We start from the raw sequence: 18,132 nt of genomic DNA on the forward strand, positions 1-18,132 counted from the left end.
TTACTTCTCGAATAAGTGTAATTCCATGTGAGATTTAAAATCCCCTGATTTCAGCATATTTGATAACTGAGAGGAATTGAACTTTTTCAGATCTTTATCCCATAGCTTTGGTCTCCAGAATGGAGGCGATTGACGTTTTATCAAATCTTTTAGCGCGTTTGCATCGCCATTGAGCTTCTCTTTTACTTCTTTTGAAACCTTTTTATCCTTATTTATTGTTCTTATAAAGAGGTCCAGATGTTTCATAGCGCGAAATTCGTGACCTTTATTATATTGCTTCTCCGCTATCGTTAACCTCTTGGATAATTTGCTCTTTAATGAACGAGGTAATTTACCGTTGGATACAAAGCTTTCTAATGACTGGTCTACTTTTGAAAATTCAGCTGTAAGTTTGTCATAACTTAATAACTCAAGCTCAGCGAGTGAGGTAGATGAACCTCCGTTATTATTCATCATTACTAATCGGTAATAGGAATAATCCCCTGGTCTCTGAATACGGAAAGGCTTAGTGAATTGCCGCCATTGAAAGGATTCATTGTGGCGTAAATCTAACAATTCCCAGTGTTTTGCGTCTTTCGATCCAAACAGCACCCAGCTTGAGGGATCTTTAGATTCCTCGCTGGCACTCGTTACCGTGTACATCTTAGCTTTGTGGGTACCTTTTTTAATATGGAATTGAATCCAGGGAAATTTACCGTGTAATGAGATTGATGTATCAGAATTGTTATCCAATAAGTTTTCCGCTGAACCCTTGCCACTAGTTTTAACTTCAGCTTCGCCATTCTTGACCCATTCATTCGTTTCATCATCCATTGGCTCAGGAAGTAAAGATGTTCCATTTGTATCCGTATCTGTGATAGATGTTGGAAGAGCTCTTTCACTCGTCCCCCAGCTTGACGGATTCTCACCCATCTTGAATTCAAGCGTAGCACCATCCGTCAGGTCTTTATGGGAGATAGTAAGCTTATTGTACGTTTTTCCATTTAATTTTACATTCTGGATGTACTTATTTTTATCACTTACGTTTGGAGCTTTAATTACAAGGTCATGACCATTTTCTAAATGGATCGTCATTTTTTCAAAGTACGGGGCACCGATAGCGTATTCAGGCATGCCCATCTGCAGAGGATAGAATCCGGCAGCACTGAATAAATACCAGGCTGACATCTCCCCATTATCTTCATCCCCCGGATACCCCTGACCGATTTCACTTCCTATATAAAGACGGGACAACACTTCTCTAACCTTTTCCTGAGTTTTCCACGGCTGTCCCGCGTAATCGTACATATATGGAATGTGGTGAGACGGTTGGTTACTATGGCCGTACATCCCCATGCGCACGTCCCTCGCTTCACGCATTTCATGAATCACACCACCGTAATGACCCGGATGCTGAGCCGTTTCTGGCGTAGAAAAAAATTTATCCAATTTGTCTGCGAGCGCTTTTCTTCCTCCATACAAATTTGCGAGTCCCTGTCCATCTTGAGGAACATGGAAAGCCATATTCCACGCATTTGTTTCGGTATAATCTCCGCCCCATTCTTTAGGATCGAAGTCGTCTTCCGTGTATCGCCAATCTCCGGACGGATCTTTTCCCATGAAAAAGCCCGTGTTTGGGTTAAACATGTGGACGTAGTTTTGTGACCGGTTCATATAATACTGGTAATCTTCTTCATATCGATGATACTCCTGACTGCCTCTGCGGGCATTGTCTGCCAGGGATTTAGCTAAGTTGGCTATTCCGAAATCGTTAATATAGCCATCCATCGCCCATGACATGCCCTCTCCAGTAGCCGTGCTAGTATACCCATTAAAAATAGATGTCTCCAGACCTTTTCTGCCTACACTAGGATTCTCACTGGCAACCGAGGCATTTTTTACGGCAGATTGATAAAAGGCTTCTACGTCAAAATTTCGAACTCCTTTCAAGTAGGCATCTGCAAACGCTACATCCGAGCTCGTTCCTACCATCAAATTCGCATAGCCGGGAGACGACCATCTTGAAATCCAGCCTCCGTCCTTATACTGTTGAACAAAACCATCGATCATTTCCCCCGCTTCATGCGGGGTTAATAAGGAGTACGCCGGCCAAGCTGTTCGATACGTATCCCAGAACCCATTGTTCACATAGGGCTTTCCTTTTACGACCTTTGCTCCTGTTTCCAAAGGAGTGCTCTCACCTTCGGGTTCTGAAAAAGGACTTGCATACTCGTATTCAGGTTGGTTTACAGTACCCGTGTTTTCATAAGCTGCGTTCGGATATAGGAAGAGCCGATACATATTAGAATATAAAGTGACTAACTCCTCGTTAGATGCCCCTTCAACCTCAATAATATTCAGCTTTTCCTTCCACAAATTTTCCGCTTTCTTTTGAATGGCTTCAAAAGAATCTTTCTTGCCAATTTCCTGAGCGAGGTTCTTTTTAGCTTGTTCGATGCTGATTAGTGAAGTAGCCACTTTCATATTCACCGTTTTTTCTTTATCTGTATCGAAAGTAAAATACCCCGCGACATTGTCTCTATTATTCCCTTTTAGCTTTCCGCTCTTCTCTACAGGTTGATCAAATGTTGCATATACAAATATTCTAGTGGCGCCTGCGGAGAGACCGCTTTTCACGTCTGAATAGCCGGTTAACGTTTGGTTATCAGCCTGAAGATTTAAACCTCCTTCATTGGTCACATTGTCAAAGATGAGATGGGATTGGTCTTCTTTAAATGTAAATTTAAACATAGCCGCATGGTTCGTAGGGGTCATTTCAGTTTTTATTCCATTTTCAAAGGTAACTCCATAGTAACTTGGTTTAGCTGCTTCATTGGAATGTTTAAATGCCAGGGCTCTTTCCTCACGATCAGCAGTAGGAGTTTTCTCCCCAGATGGCATCACCTGAAACGTCTGCCTATCTCCCATCCATGGGCTTGGCTCATGACTTAACGAGAAAGCTTGAAGTTCCGGGAGGTTCTGTTCATTGTTGCTTTGCTGATAGCTGTACAGCCAGCTTGTTGATCCTGCATTTGTTACCGGTGTCCAGAAGTTAAAACCATGGGGAACAGCGACAGCCGGAAAGTTGTTCCCTCTGGAAAAAGTGCCGTTAGAGTTAGTGCCTCTTAAGATGTTTACGTAGTCGACAGGGCTGGAATAGTTTTTCTCTTCAGGGTGGGCGATGATTTTAATATCATCTATGCTTCCTTTAAAGACCCCGGGGCCCTCTGGGTTGTCATAAGCCAAAAGAATTTTGTCGATCGTCTTTCCATTGACGACGTTCCCTATGTTAGCTTTTTTATAATTCCATTGATTCGGGTAAAGTGTTTTTGATTTGCCTTGGGATCGGGGGGTTAGTTTTATGCCGTGCTGATCTTTCGCATCATAATCACTGAGGAGAGTTCCATCTGAAAATAAGAGGTCGATCGATACGAAAGTGCTGGAGTAATCAAGTTGGTCCTTATCCATAAACTGGGGGTGGATATAATAGGAAAGCTCTGTTTCCGGTGTAATCTTTACGTTCACGTCATATATCTTATTATAGGAATAGGCACGGTCGTCAGATTGGTGAGATCCTTGATAGGTTAAGGCGTGTAAGCCAGTCCACCCTACATTCATTTTTGCCGTATAGCTGCTTGAAGGGCCATCACCAATATGACTTTTCATATCAGAAGGCGGTGGTGCAGGTTTATCTTTTCCGTTGGATAAAGCAATTTCTGCAAGCTGCGTCAATCCATCTCCAGAGTTCGCTGTAAATTCAAAGCGGTAAAATTGATAGGCCTGGTCATTTGCAAATTCGAACAGCTTACGTTGAAAACGATCAGGGAAATCCTCACCTTGCCTTGAATCGACTTCCTCCCAGTCCTTACCATTGCTGGATCCGTATAATTTCCAATCTTTCGGATCTCTTCCTGGGAAGTCATTCGCAGATGTTAGCGCATATTTTACCACTGCTATAGGTTTATCCATCTCTAATTGAATCCATGCTGTTGGTTCAAAGGCTAACCATTTCGTTTGGGAAGTATAATCAATTAAATTTGCTGCAATTTCGTTAGGTGGATTTTCTGCGCTTGCCGTTACTTTCGTTACATGGTCAGTAATATCACCTTGAATTAAATCTCTCGGAATATTACCGTCTACTCCTGAAGACATCTTATTCCCTGAGGGATCTTCTAACACGCTGTTTTCCCACGTAAGCTGGGGGTCGTTTTCTTCGAAGGAAGAAGAAAAATTTGTCTGAGTAGCCGCAGTCACGATTGATGTCTGAGCCGGGATCATACACAAAAGGATCATAAATAGCAACGTGCTAATTCCGGTCAGGCACACACAATAACAACATTTATTCTTTCCCACTAAATGTAACCCTCCTTATTATTTATTAAAAGCTCGTTTAGATAAACATACGAAGCTCACCTTGTCCTCCTTTCTACACAACTGGGTTTCTATTGAAAAAACGTATGGTGGATCACCAGCGCAGCTGCCCCTTGGACGACCCCTCCTTTTAATGTAGAAGTAACGATGGGGGTACGTTTTCCGTTAGATCCGATCACACGTTCATTAACGGGGTTTCTTATGGTTTCTCTAATCAAAGGATGAAGCTTCCCTACCTTTCCTCCGATAATAATCTTTTCAGGATTATAAAGATTGATTACATTCGTTATTCCCACCCCTAAATAGAACCCTGTTTCTTCCAGTATTTCCTTTGCAAGCAAAGAATGATTGCGGTGAGCTTTAGGGATAGACTCTAAAGATAATTCCTCTGCAAATAAATCAGTACGCTCATCATCTAAACGATTCTTTAGTTTTTTTAGAATCGCCGGAATAGACACAAATGTCTCAAGACAACCAACGTTTCCGCACACGCAGCGCTCCCCGTTTACATCAATCGTTGAGTGACCAATTTCCCCAGCTTCTCCGTTTTCCCCTCGATAGAGATCATGATTAACGACCAGCCCGGTCCCGACTCCTACATCCGCCATCACAAATGCAAAACAGGAAGAGTCCACTCCTGCACCAAACCATTTTTCTGCTAGTGCAGCAATATTTGCATCGTTATCGATCGTTACTGGATAATGTAATTCCTGTTCTAACTTCTCCTTAAGCGCAATTTCCCTCAGTCCATAAAAATTAGGAGGAGAAATGGTTCCATCCGGTTTTTCATTGAAAGGACCTGGCATTCCGACTCCCACTCCAAGTATGTAAGCAGGGTTTACGTTTGTTTCGTTAATAGCTTCTTTCATCAACGTTTTAACCAATTTAGAAATGGTGGTCAACGAACTATTTGAAGCTGCAGTTGCTGTGGAATAGAAAAGACAGCGGCCAATAAGATTCGTTAAAGCTAATTTTATTTCTGATCGTCCCAGTTCGACGCCTATGGCATAGCTGCAATCTTCATTAAATTGCAGAAGAATGGGCCTTCTCCCTCCCGTAGAAACGGCAAGCCCTTTTTCCTTCAGAATATCTGCCTCCATCAGCTTCTCGATAATCCGGGTAAGCGTAGGCTTTGATATATTCAGTTGTTTAGAAATATCCACCCTGGAAAGGGGGCCTTTTTCTTTAATTAATCGAATGACAGATTTAATTGCTTGATTATCACTGTCCAAAACATTTTTCAGCATCACTAAACGCCTTTCGACTCATTTTGTATGCGCTTTCATTATAAAAAGAATAGTTCATTATTTTCAACATGAAATTAACTTTATTTTCTATTATTTTCAAAACAGTAGATAAGTCTGTCTTTCTTTTGTACAAATTTACGGACTAGTTGTGTCTTTAGTTGCACATTCAACAAGAAATAGTTATTCAATTCATCGATCACTAGAAAGTCTCTTCAAAATCAACACCTTGCTGTTAATAATTGAGAATGCGATAGACTACACCTTTCTATGAAAAAGACAAGTCCATTGAACGATACACAAAAAACACTTCAACTAATTTTGCTGAATTCATAGTATAGTGTAGAGGAAAGGAGTTGAAATTATGGCAGAATCTATGATCCAGGTAGAAGGACTAGTGAAAAAATATGGAGAGCTGACCGCAGTTAATGGCGTTGAGTTCAGCGTCAAATCCGGGGAAGTCTTCGGTCTGCTTGGCCCAAATGGTGCCGGGAAAACTACGACAATTGAAATGCTTGTCGGTCTGCGAAAGCCGGATGGCGGAACAGCCACCCTTTCTGGATATGATATCCGTAAACAAATTGGCGATGTAAAAGAAGTCATTGGTGTCCAGCTCCAATCCACTTCTTTATTTGATTTATTAACCGTTCATGAAATTATGGAACTGTATGCCAGCTTCTATCCAAGACACGTATCGATTCCGGAGTTACTGGATGAGATGCTGTTAACGGAAAAGAAAAAGAATCGCATTAAAGGATTGTCAGGAGGGCAGAAGCAGCGTCTTGCGATTGCTTTAGCGATCATTCACGATCCTAAAATTATTTTCCTTGATGAGCCTACTACAGGATTAGATCCTCAGGCGCGCAGAACACTTTGGGATATCATTGAAAACCTGAAAGCAAAAGGGAAAACCATTGTGCTTTCCACTCATTACATGGATGAGGCACACATTTTGTGTGACCGGATTGGAATTATGGATCAAGGAAACTTAATTGCGTTAGATACGCCAACGGCTTTAGTCAGAGCGCTTCAATCAGATAGCGCTGTTGAATTTACGCTTGCCTCTGGTGAGGACGAGTCGTTAATTGACGATTTCCAAGGAGTTACCCAGATCACTCGAAGGCAGGAATGGTTTGTCCTCTATACGAACGACCTGCAAGCGACTCTGATTGACTTAATTCAACAATCCAAGGAAAAAAATATTAATCTACAAGACTTGCAGACGAGAACCGCAACTTTAGAGGATGTCTTTATACATATGACAGGAAGGAGCTTACGAGAATGAAGGCTTATTGGCAGTTAACCTTAGCACAGCTAAGGATTTTTGGACGAAATCGTCAGGTTCTGTTTTTTACGCTGCTTTTTCCAATCATTCTAATGCTTACTCTGGGATCCTTTCTCGGGAACAGCGGCGGCACTACCATTTCCATGGACGTAATTGACCATGATGGATCACCGGAATCTCAGCAGCTGATCTCTACCTTCAAGAAAAATCAAGCGATCGAAGTGAATAAAACGAAAGACGTCAAAGCAGCTTTGGAAGAACTGAAACAAGATGATTATCAGGTCGTAATGGAGATTCCTTCTGGTTACGGAGAAAGTCTGCAATCCGGCCAATCGAAACCGGTTGAGCTGCCAGTCTATTACAATGAAACGAATGCCCAAGCCTCACAGTTAGGACTTACTGTCGTCAATGCAGCGGTAGACCAAGTCAGTAAAAACATTGAAAATTACTCTCCAGTTGTAGCCGTTCAACCTAAAGGCGTCCGGTCATTGGACCTCGGTTACATAGATTTCCTTGTACCAGGGATTGTAGCTATGATGATTATGAATAATAATATGAACGGCGTCGCCGGCCAAATTTCTGCTTGGCGTGAACGCGGAATCCTCCGTAGAATGCAAGGGACGCGCCTTAAAGCCTCGACATTTATTTCTGCACAAATTACGGCCCGGGTGATATTAAATGGTTTGCAGGCTTTACTTGTTCTGATTGTTGCCAGTCTGCTTTTCCATGTTCAAGTGAATGGCTCCTGGCTTGCACTGTTAACCTTCGTTATTCTGGGCACGCTTGCCTTTATGGCCATCGGATTTATTATAGCCGGCCTTGCTAAAAACCCGGAAAGTGCCGGCCCTATTGCGGGCTTCGCCTCCTTTCCTATGTTATTTTTAGGCGGTGTATTTTTCCCGATCAACGATATGCCGGAATACCTCCAGCCGTTTGTCAATATTCTCCCGATCTCTCATCTCAGCACGGCTCTCCGTGAAACGATGAATGTAGGAACCTCATTTTTTGAGCTTTGGCCTCATTGGCTGACGTTAGCGGGCTGGTTAACGGTCTCATTCTTCATTGCCAGCAGAACTTTCAGGTGGGAATGAAAATATAACTTCAAACAAAGACCTCGCCATAGTTAAAGCTATAGCGAGGTCTTCTATACTTGCTAAAAGTTAGGACCAGCTATTTAAATACTCTTCAAATTATGATGTTTCACGCTAAATGAACCTGTTTAGAGAATGCAAAGGTTTTCAATTTGCGTTATCTTTATAAATGAACTACCTTTTAAGAGCTGCTAAAAGTCAGCTAAAGAAAGCGAGGAGTCTTAGTTGGATCTTCAAGAGGCTTATAAAACGTTAGGAGTTTCAGAGAAATCCTCAGATGAAGAAATCGATAAGCAATACATGATCTGGGTGAAAAGAGAGCACGCTAATAAAAAAAATCAAGACAACAAGACGAAACCTTTTGATATAGACAAAATTAATGACGCCTATCAAGTCATTAAGTCGCACAGGGAGCCCGGCTCCAATTCCCAGAAGGAACTTCGATCCTTCCAGGGAAAAGCAGACCATTTCTTTCATTATTATAAATTTCATACCTTAGGCGCCGTTGTTTTGATCATTGTCTGCATTATAGCTGTCCAAAACTTCCTCAATCACCGTCAGGAGCAGGAAGCCATGGCCAGCCTCCCTCCAGCAGACCTATCTATTATGTTATACGGAGGTTATTTCGATGCTGAAGCAGATAAAGACCAGCTCTCAGAAAACATGCTGGCTCAATTTCCTGATTGGCAACGGGTAAAAATCACCCTTAACTACTTGCCTGGCGGGTCGGGGGATGCCATGAATAGGGGAAGACAAGAGAAAAGCGTCGCGATTCTCGCAACGGAAAGGCCAGATGTGTACATTATGGATAAAAACATTTTTGAACAACATGTACAGGGAGGCATGTTCAAACCGCTCGAACAATTGGAATCCTCCAATAAGAAGGTACAAGATAACAAGCTCCTTCATTCTACTACGGAACAAAATCAAACAGACCATATATACGGCGTAGTTGTACCAGACAATCGCTTATTTGACGGGATGGAGATCAATGAGGGAGAAAAGGTTGCTGCTGTACGCAGAGATGCAGAAAACACAGCGAATGCGATGGAATTGATGGAGTTATTGGCAAGTGATTAATTCTTCTCATAGTCAAAAAAAAGAGCAGTTGGCGAACTGCTCTTTTTAAATTATTTTTCGGTCTGCTTTCCAAAATCAAATTTTATTTTATAATCCTCATCAAGTTTTAAAGCTGTACTAAACGTCTTCTTTCCCTTGAACCCTTTTAACACTTTCGTACGTTTTTTCTCGCACAACGTTTTGATCATATTTTTCGATAACGCTTTGCCTGCTAACCTCTTCGGAAAAGTCACTTTACAGCCTTCTTTGTAGGCGGAGCAGCCATAAAATTTATACCGGTCCATGATCATGCCGCTGGAACAGGCAGGGCATTTCGCAATGGGACTGTTGGAGTTATTTTTCTCCCCGGTGCTTTTTACTTGCACCTGTTGAATGGATCCTGGAGTTTCTGTAATTAACTTGTCGATAAACTCACTTGTCTGCTTAATAAACATTTGCTTAGACCCTTCGCCGGTTCCAATTTTCTTTAAATACGATTCCCATTTTGCGGTCATGGAAGGACTGGATAAAAGCGTTCCCTCGATCGCTTCACAGAGCATGATCCCTTTAGTTGTGATCGCTACGATATTTTTCTTCACTTCAATATAATTCTGCGTTTTGATCGTTTCAATAATACTGGATCGGGTAGCTTCTGTCCCGAGACCCTCGACTTCCTTTAAAATTTCTACATCTTCCTCATCATCCATCAGCTTTCCGCACGTTTTCATCATGTTGATCAGCTGACCTTCGGTGTAGGGTTTCGGCGGCTGCGTCATGCTTTCTTTAATGTGAACCTCTGCCCCTACCTGTTCTCCATTTTGGAGCTCAGGCAGAATTGCTTCTTTCTCCTGTTTTTGCTTTGCGGGCTTTGGAAACAGCTCTTTCCAGCCGCTTTTTACCTCTCTTTTTCCTGTGGTTTTAAACAAAAGTTCATGAACATTTGTAAAAATCACAGTCTCTTCATACACGTAATCGCCGTGGAACATCGCAAGCGTAGTTGCTAAAATCTCCTGATAGATATTGCGCTCCTCACGGCTTAATGCGTTCAGCTTCTTTTGTGTGGGGACCGATTTAGTCGGGATAATCGCATAGTGCTCCTGAACTTTACTGCTGTTCACATACCGTTTATTCGGTTTAAGGGAAGCAGGGGTAAACGAAACGTTCAGAGTCTCCTGGTACTGGTTCACATGTTTAACTAAATAACTAAACTCATTTTCCGTTATAAAGTTACAGTCCGTCCTCGGGTAAGAGACAAAGCGTTTCTCATAGAGCTTCTGCACCGTCTTTAACACGTGCGATGGCGTGTATTTCCAGCGTCTGTTCGCTACACTTTGCAAAGTGGACAGCGAATGAAGCTTAGGTGCTTTCTGATGCTTTGTCTTTTTATCTATGCTTTGGACAATTCCCTTCGTATCCTCGTCTTCCTTCAAATCATGTTTGTCCATCAGGGCCTGGACTTTTGCTTTATCCTTATCCTTAATTTCAGCTAAGCCTTTATAAGAACCTTTGTCAGCTTGGAACAGCCCCTCGATTTGATAAAAAGGTTCTGAAACAAAGTTTTCAATTTCTTTATGTCTTTGATAAATCAAGTAAACGGTAGGAGACTGCACGCGGCCGATGGTCAAGTGGTTTTGGAATCCTTTTTTCTGCAAAAGCAGTGTAAACAGACGGCTTGCGTTGATCCCGACCATCCAATCACTGATTTGACGGGCCTTTGCCTCATCAAATAACCTCAAGTCCTTTTCGTTAGGCTGTAAGCTCCTAAACCCTTTCCGAACTTCATCCTTTTCTAGAGAATTGATCCACAGCCTCTGCACTCTTTTTCCCTTAACACCGGTTAACCTGAGGATGCTGTAAAAAATATTGGATCCTTCGCGGTCGACATCGGCTGCGTTGACGATTATATCTGCTTGCTGGAACAGCTTTTTTACGGCTTGGAACTGCTCCCACTTTCCTTTCGAAACTTTTTCAAGAAAATGGTCAGGAACAATCGGCAGCTGCTCAAGCTTCCACCTTTTCCATTCCGGTTTGTATTCATGAGGTTCCTTTAATTCGACAAGATGGCCGACTCCCCACGTAATCGTCGCTCCAGCGGGGAATGTATCATCCGGCTTTAATTGTATATACGTTTTATTTTTTTCCTGTATCGTAAACGCCTCAGCATAAGCTTTGGCCTGGGAAGGCTTTTCAGCTAAGATGACCACTTTCGGCATGGTCTCCCACTCCTTTCAATAGACCACAAGATTACTATGAGATGAATAGGAAAGCAAGATGCAAAAATAGAGATTTAAAAGGAATGCTTACCTGTATATGTTTAATTTTAATAGGATTAACCATTAAAGGATAATGAAAAATTAAGGGTATATTTTCAATACATCAGGAGAGGGAACATTGGGAAATTTCTACAAATGGACGAACGATCTGCGTCCTACAAAGCCCAGCCTGGATCATACTCTCTAGTTAAGCTTTATTAGACGTTTTCATACAAGAAAACACCTCCAATGCTTTGAAGGTGTTTGAATAAGCGAATAAATGGAGTTTATTTATTAGGAAGGTTCCTTTGTGTTTAACACAATCCCGTCTCTTTACCTGTACTGCTTTCTCCGCACCCACATCGTGGCTGCCCATTTTTCACCGGCTGTCACCGGAGAGCCTCCGTGAAGGGTCCGTTCATTAATTTCAGGATCGGAGTAGAAATATTCAAAATAGACGCCCATCCCTTTATGAGGTGAAACAGATAGATTCATATGCGGGAAGTAGGTTTCTCCTCCCTCTTCTACATCATTTAAGTAAAGGACAAGCGTGCTGATTCTTGGATTGTTTACTACTCTCGTTTTTGCTCTAAAGTAGTCGTAATGGGCTTTATATTCCTGACCCTGTTGATAATTGAGAATGTGCATTCCTTCTCCATGGGTTACGGGTACGTTCATAATTTGCGCCATCCGCTTTTCGATCCTGGCCGTAACTTCGTTCTCAGGAAGAAAGGTACTGCTGCTAGTTCTCATGTCATTCACTTCATGCCTTGATCCGATTTTCGATCGGTTCATTCGATCTTTGGAAAGACCGATAAGCGCTTCACATTCTTCATCACTGACCACATTTCCCAATATAGCAATCTTTGGATCTTCCATTTTGGCGATAATCGCGATCTCCCGGTCATCAGTTATGATCTTGTTTCCCATGTGATCAAAAATGGAAGCTTCTTTCACTTGCATTGTCACTTTTTCATCAACCTCTTTTAGTTTGATAAAACGCTTTCAAAAATGTACATCCTTGAAGCAATAATAGGATATGAAAGAATCATATCACGTTCTTCCTAATTATTCTTTATTTTTCATAAAAATCCCAAAATTGTTCACAATTGACGAAGATAAGTTCGATAAAAAGCGTACAAAAGAATTTAGAACACTTCCTTCATCAAAACTATATAATGAGGAACACAAAAAAACAGGCTGGAGTTTGGCTCCAGCCTGCTTGTTCGTTATTCTTGTTCAGAAAAGCCAAGTTCTTTTTCAACATTTTCCCCTACAGCGTTTGGTCCACCTAAGATATAGATGTTGGTGGGGCCTAAATCATCAAAAGCTTCTTTTATGCTATCAGGGACATGATCGTTATTTACTAACAAGGATGCTCCATCAAATTTAGCTGCCAGCACTGATCCGGCTAGTGCATCCGCAAAGTTATTGCCAGTGGAGACAAAGGCTGTTTCAGCCGTATTATTTAAGTTTTTCGCAATAGCAGCAGACGTTTCAAATCGGTTCTTGCCACTGTAGCGTTTCCCTAGAGGTAATTCCTTAAAGACATCGTTGTTTACGACTCCTTCTCCTCCTGCCACTACGGTTTGCGACACACTGCGTAAGACATTCTTTGTTGCAGCAGGCAAATGATCCTTCTCAGTTAAAAGAATGGGATAACCGTTTTCAGCCGCGTAGGGAGCAATCGACAATGCATCCGGGAACTTATGTCCATTTACTACAATGGCTTGTTCCGGACTCCCATTTAAGCGGGCGGCAATGTATGCTGCCGTTTTAAAGCGATCGGTTCCATGAACTCGTTCTACATCCAGCCCAATTCCTTCCAACTGGTACGCAGTGTAACTGGAAACAGCATTTTCTCCTCCCAGAATAATCGCGTGTGTTGCTCCGAGACGCTGGATTTCTTCTCTCACGCTTGTAAGAAGGCGGTCCGTTGAAGTCAGAAGAATCGGCGCATCTTCTTTATAAGCAAGTGGTGCTCCAGCGAGAGCATCTGCAAAGTTATCTCCGCGGGCAATCACTACTGTATCTGCTTTCTTCCAGCCTTGTTTTGAAATTTCTACAGCTGTTTCATAGCGGTCATCACCAGATAACCGTTTATCTCCTGTATGTTCACCACCGTCGTCTTCATCGTTCTCAGAGCTTTTTATTTCGATGGACGTGGCAGCTTTTAGATTTCCATAATCAGCTTCAATGGTTGTCGTTCCAGCTTTTTCAGCTGTTATGACGCCTTCTTCATTAACCGTAATGTTCTCATTACTGGACGTCCAATCAGCCAGACTGCCATCAAGGGCAAAGGAATTCTCATACAAATCAATTCCCGTTAAACCTAGACGCTGTTCTTCTCCAACCGTAATTTCTCCATCTCCTTGAATGATAATTTTTCCTAACGATACATCTTCAGGGTCGACGGCATCGATGGTAATGGTACTTGATTTTTCACCACTTGTCGCTGTGATTTCAGCCGTTCCATCTTTAAGGACATTCATTTCTCCCTGATCATCAATCTTCACAACAGATTCATCACTCGACTTCCATTCAACCTCGACATTAGGGAATTGAGTGAGTTCTACCATGTAATTGCTCGTTACTTCCCGGAAATCCCCGAACAATTTCAAAGATCGTTTTGTGCCCGTTGCTACTTTCATTTTTTTATTGCGAAGAGAGTCATCTGCGATGTAAACTTCAGTGAGCAACGGCTTAAACTTATAGTTCAGCTGATCATCACTTACTTTTAATAGACCTGTACCTAAGAGATTGCCTTCTTCCTTCGAAACGTAACCCTTCGAGGCCGCGTTCCCTGTAACCGTGTAGGTCACGCCATCCACTTCCCATTCCTGAAGGGTATGAAGATGGCCAAATAATACTTGAACATTCGAATCAGGATGATTCTTCTTATAATCTCCTAAAATTGTTTCTAACTGCTTGGCGTCTTTTGGATTCATTTCATGCTTCGTTTCGAAATCATCTTTCGTCAAGACATGGTTCGTCACGACGACGTTCTTCTTATCATTGTTATCAAGAACCTGCTTTAAGTAATGGAACTGCGTGGAATCAGATACGGAAATGCTTTGGCCGTAAGCTGTGTTCAGTCCAATAAATAAAGTATTTCCATATTCCAAATGATAGGTTGGGCTGCCAAAGTACTCATAGTAGTAATCAAGATTACCTTGGAAAGATTCGTGGTTACCCGGTACAATAAGCAATGGTTTCTTAAGCATATCCTTGTATTTTTCCGCGGTTTCGTACTCGTCTTTAAAGGCTGTATCGACAATATCTCCTACATGAATGGCAAAAGGTGTATCTTCTTTAGCTACTCTTGAATATACTTCATCTGAAAAACGGTTCCCTTGCGTATCAGGAATGACGGAAACCTGGAAATGATCAGGATCATCAGGCTGCTTAAGGGACTCAATCGTAATCGTACGATCCACCTTCTCCATTTCGTTTCCTGCTTCGTCTTTTGCGGTGATGGTAAGGTGATGCTGACCATCTTTAAATGGTTGACTACCAAGTGCATACCCGTCTCCTGTAGCCTCATCGTAATAAACATCCAGTTTCTGATCACCCATCATTACATGAATGTCTTCCTCTTTCACTCCACTTTGGCTGTCTTTGCCCTTGAAGGATACGCGAGGTGTTCTCGATTGAACGTTTACACCTTCAACAGGGGCCACATCATCAATGACAGGCGGAGTTGTGTCTTCACTTAAATCTACTGTAAACGTCCGCTCAAGGCTTGGAACAGATAGATTTCCTTCCTCGTCTTCCGCTTCCACCTTTACGGTATGCTCCCCTTCTGCTAAATTCTTCACCTGCAGGCTGATTTTCCCTGTTGAAGCATCATATTCATAATCTGTTTTTTCACCATCGACCCAAGCCTGAATGGAGTCTTGATTCACTCCTGATAGATTATCAGTCAGGGTTGCGGAAACTTCAAAGCTATCTTTATATACGGTGCTCGCAGATGGCTTGATGTCTGAGAATTCCGGCCCGTTATTATCCTGCTCCTGATCGGTATAGATATATTTCAAATCATCTAAGTAGAGCGTTCCGGAATAATCATCGATGTTCTTATTCGTCTCAACGGAATACATGTAGTCAAAGACAATCGGCAGCTCCCACGACTCAGGAATGTCCACCTCAAGGTATTTCCAGCCGGTCCAGTCCACTCTCCATACCGAGTCCAATGTTTTTTTCGAACCATTGACGTCAAAAATCAAACGTACCCATGGGGCTTTTCCATCCCCGTATAACCAGAAACCAAATTTCTTCGGCATGATATCAGTTTTATACGACTGGTACATTTCTTCCGCTTGTTCATCGGTCCAATGATCGCCTTTATACCAGTGGGGAACAATATTAATCGTTCCATTATACCTTCTTGCCCATTTGCTGGAATCATAGGAAACCTTTAAACTGCGGTTACCAGATTTCACATGCTCAGTGGAAAATGATGGATTGCTATCCATTCCTCCATAATGTGTTTTATCAAACATGAAACCTGATAAGTGGTATCCACTAATATCATACGTTTCAAAATCATCGACGATTTGTTCGGTTAAACCGACAATCACAGATGAAGAGATTTCCTGGTCTCCGATCTTAGCTGTGATTTCCCCTTTACCATTTTCAGACGTAATGGTGAGGACACCATCATCACTCACCGTCCCAATGGATTTATCGACCTTCCATTCAGCAACTTTGTTATCAATTAAGATTTTGCTCCCTTTATAGTAAGCATTTAAATCCAGATGAATTTCATCACCCTTCTGGACAATAAGGTCTCCATTATGCTTGAATTCAAGCTTATCAATGGTATCGGTAACTTGGACGTTTGCTTTTCCTTCGATACCGCCAGCTTTCGCTGTAACTGTCCCATCTACGGATTGGTCAGAAGCAGTGAGTACACCATCTGGATTGATCTCACCCGCATCGGTTGACCATGTCACTGAAGTAAAGTCAGAAGGAAGTGTATGCCCGTTCTCATCTGTCACTCTTGCTTCAAATTTAAATTGTGCGCCTTTATAGATGGTAATATCTTTATCTACATAGATGTGTCCAACATGCTGTGAACGTCCTATGTTAGAAGCAAACAAGATAGCGTTTGAAACTGGGCGTGAGCTTCCATCACTTGGATGATTGACAGTCGATAGTTTAGAAGAGCCTGCACGCTTTGCAATCATTTCGGTAGAGCCTCCACCATCTAATCCGACTGCGCTGACAACTCCCAGCTTCTCCATTTCTTCCGCCATTTTTGTAAGACTCACGCCGTCACTCTCATCAAAAAGTGTACTTGGCTGGTCAAAGGTTACGGCAATCACCTCATTCTTTTCTGTCACACCAATCGCCGTACGTGCCTTACTGGCGGTGACTAGGGCGCTTCCATAACTCTGTAAAAGTTCTTCTTTTGTTAAAGCTTTTCCATCCTTCACTAACCAGTTATAGCCTGAAGAAGCAACGACGACATCGTTGGCGAGCGTACGATCTTTCCCTTTATAAAGGTTAAAGGTAAACGAAACTTTCGTACCCTCTTGCATCGTACTCTTTACGACATCTGCTTTGTCATTAAATCCTCCGATGATCACACCATCTTTTGGAATTTCAATTTCTTCTGCTGAATCATAAATCTTGTCAATCGTTCCTTGATAGGTTTGTCCCGCTTTTAACTGGCCAGGATTTTTAATCCCTTTAACAACAGCAAGAGCCCCATCATTAACAAAATCTCCATCTCGGTCCTGAAATTCAAGCTTGCCTGATTGAGTTAATTTTGGTGTATAAAGAATCAGCTTGTTATGAGCATTCTCGTTTCGATTCAAGCCGTCTATGTCGATATAATCTCCTTGATATTGGATCGTCCCCTCCATAGACAAAGTATCAACAAAGGCTTGATTATCTTCGTCTACTCCAAATACGGGATGGATCTCTACCTGCGAAGGGGATGAGTGATTAACTAACAGGGATTGTCCCTTCACCTGCAGTCCCATGTTCATACCTGTCTGCATGTTAAACATATCAGCATTGACACCAGCGACAACTTCTGTCCCCTGGAGTTTCTCACGCTGGGCTTGTTTTAAAACCTCTTCTCTTGCCACTACTCGATCTAACGCAGAGGATGTAGTGATATGGACATTATCCTTATTCAGGTCAGCCTTCACGATGTTCATTCTTTCGTTCATGTCGCTGCTGTCTAAATTGGAAATTTGCATTTCCTTATAATCGATGCCTTTGGATAAAGTCTCATCGGTTAACGTTTTCCTTTTTTCAGGAATTTTTTCAGGAATGTCTACCCCGTTCAGTTCGATCGTCCTGCCTAATTGATTTTCGGCAAAGGCAAGCGCTTCTTTTCTCATATCTTTTCCTGAATTATCTGTCGTCGGATTTCCAACAAACACAATATATCCATTTTCAGGAATATGTATGCCGCTGATATACCTTGCACCTGCGTCTAATGCTTTTCCATCCGGATGTTCACTAGAAAACTGGTTTCCGTAATAGTCGATGTAGCTGACTAATTTTCCATCCTCTACAATGAGCGTAACTCCCCAGCCAGCGATTTCTTCCCCTCTAGTAATCGTTAAGGTTTCCCCTTGCTCCCAGTCATACAACCCCGCTCTCCCTCCAGGAAACGGCGTTACTGGATCTGGGTTGACATCAGAAATCTCTAAACGGTCACCATCTGCATTCTGAATATACTGGCTATATTCAGAAGTTGCTTTTACATCAGCGGTTTCTTCTTTTTGACCCGATTCAGCAAAAACTGATGGTGATAAGTTCGAAACAAGAAGAAGAAAAATGAAAAACACGACAGACACTTTTTGAAACTTTTTCACTACTTTTCCCTCCTT

General features: G+C 42.2%; 8 protein-coding genes. 3 read left to right on the top strand and 5 right to left on the bottom strand.

The window, feature by feature from the left end:
• Together MUN89_RS20790 and MUN89_RS20795 are read right to left on the bottom strand one after the other, a co-directional pair.
• Nucleotides 1-4,233, bottom strand: coding sequence for a GH92 family glycosyl hydrolase (locus MUN89_RS20790; RefSeq protein ID WP_244710074.1), 4,233 nt, complete (start codon nucleotides 4,231-4,233; stop codon nucleotides 1-3).
• A gap of 188 nt (nucleotides 4,234-4,421) precedes the next feature.
• Nucleotides 4,422-5,597 (bottom strand): ROK family transcriptional regulator, encoded by a 1,176-nt coding sequence (locus MUN89_RS20795; protein WP_244710076.1) that lies wholly within the window; start codon nucleotides 5,595-5,597, stop codon nucleotides 4,422-4,424.
• Nucleotides 5,598-5,958: 361 nt separating this feature from the next.
• Between MUN89_RS20795 and MUN89_RS20800 the strand changes: the two genes are divergently transcribed.
• The 3 genes from MUN89_RS20800 to MUN89_RS20810 all read left to right on the top strand — a co-directional run bounded on the left by MUN89_RS20800 (nucleotide 5,959) and on the right by MUN89_RS20810 (nucleotide 9,050).
• Nucleotides 5,959-6,879 carry an ABC transporter ATP-binding protein gene (locus MUN89_RS20800; RefSeq protein WP_244710078.1) on the top strand — a complete coding sequence of 307 codons (921 nt, stop codon included), beginning with the start codon at nucleotides 5,959-5,961 and terminating at the stop codon, nucleotides 6,877-6,879.
• Complete coding sequence (locus tag MUN89_RS20805; RefSeq protein ID WP_244710079.1) at nucleotides 6,876-7,970, top strand: ABC transporter permease; 1,095 nt, start codon at nucleotides 6,876-6,878, stop codon at nucleotides 7,968-7,970. The genes MUN89_RS20800 and MUN89_RS20805 overlap by 4 nt, the downstream gene beginning before the upstream one ends.
• Before the next feature lie 225 nt (nucleotides 7,971-8,195).
• Complete coding sequence (locus tag MUN89_RS20810; RefSeq protein ID WP_244710081.1) at nucleotides 8,196-9,050, top strand: J domain-containing protein; 855 nt, start codon at nucleotides 8,196-8,198, stop codon at nucleotides 9,048-9,050.
• A gap of 50 nt (nucleotides 9,051-9,100) precedes the next feature.
• Here MUN89_RS20810 and MUN89_RS20815 read toward each other — a convergent pair whose 3' ends face one another.
• The 3 genes from MUN89_RS20815 to MUN89_RS20825 form a co-directional block, all read right to left on the bottom strand.
• Nucleotides 9,101-11,242 (bottom strand): type IA DNA topoisomerase, encoded by a 2,142-nt coding sequence (locus tag MUN89_RS20815; protein WP_244710083.1) that lies wholly within the window; start codon nucleotides 11,240-11,242, stop codon nucleotides 9,101-9,103.
• Nucleotides 11,243-11,614: 372 nt separating this feature from the next.
• Nucleotides 11,615-12,244: a 2OG-Fe(II) oxygenase gene (locus MUN89_RS20820; RefSeq protein ID WP_244713982.1), complete on the bottom strand. Its 630-nt coding sequence runs from the start codon at nucleotides 12,242-12,244 to the stop codon at nucleotides 11,615-11,617.
• 266 nt (nucleotides 12,245-12,510) lie between these two features.
• On the bottom strand, nucleotides 12,511-18,117 hold the full coding sequence (locus MUN89_RS20825; RefSeq protein WP_244710085.1) for a cell wall-binding repeat-containing protein: 5,607 nt from the start codon (nucleotides 18,115-18,117) through the stop codon (nucleotides 12,511-12,513).
• Nucleotides 18,118-18,132 lie beyond the last annotated feature (15 nt).

The sequence above is a fragment of the Halobacillus salinarum genome (assembly GCF_022919095.1).
Taxonomy (GTDB): Bacteria; Bacillota; Bacilli; order Bacillales; family Halobacillaceae; genus Halobacillus_B; species Halobacillus_B salinarum.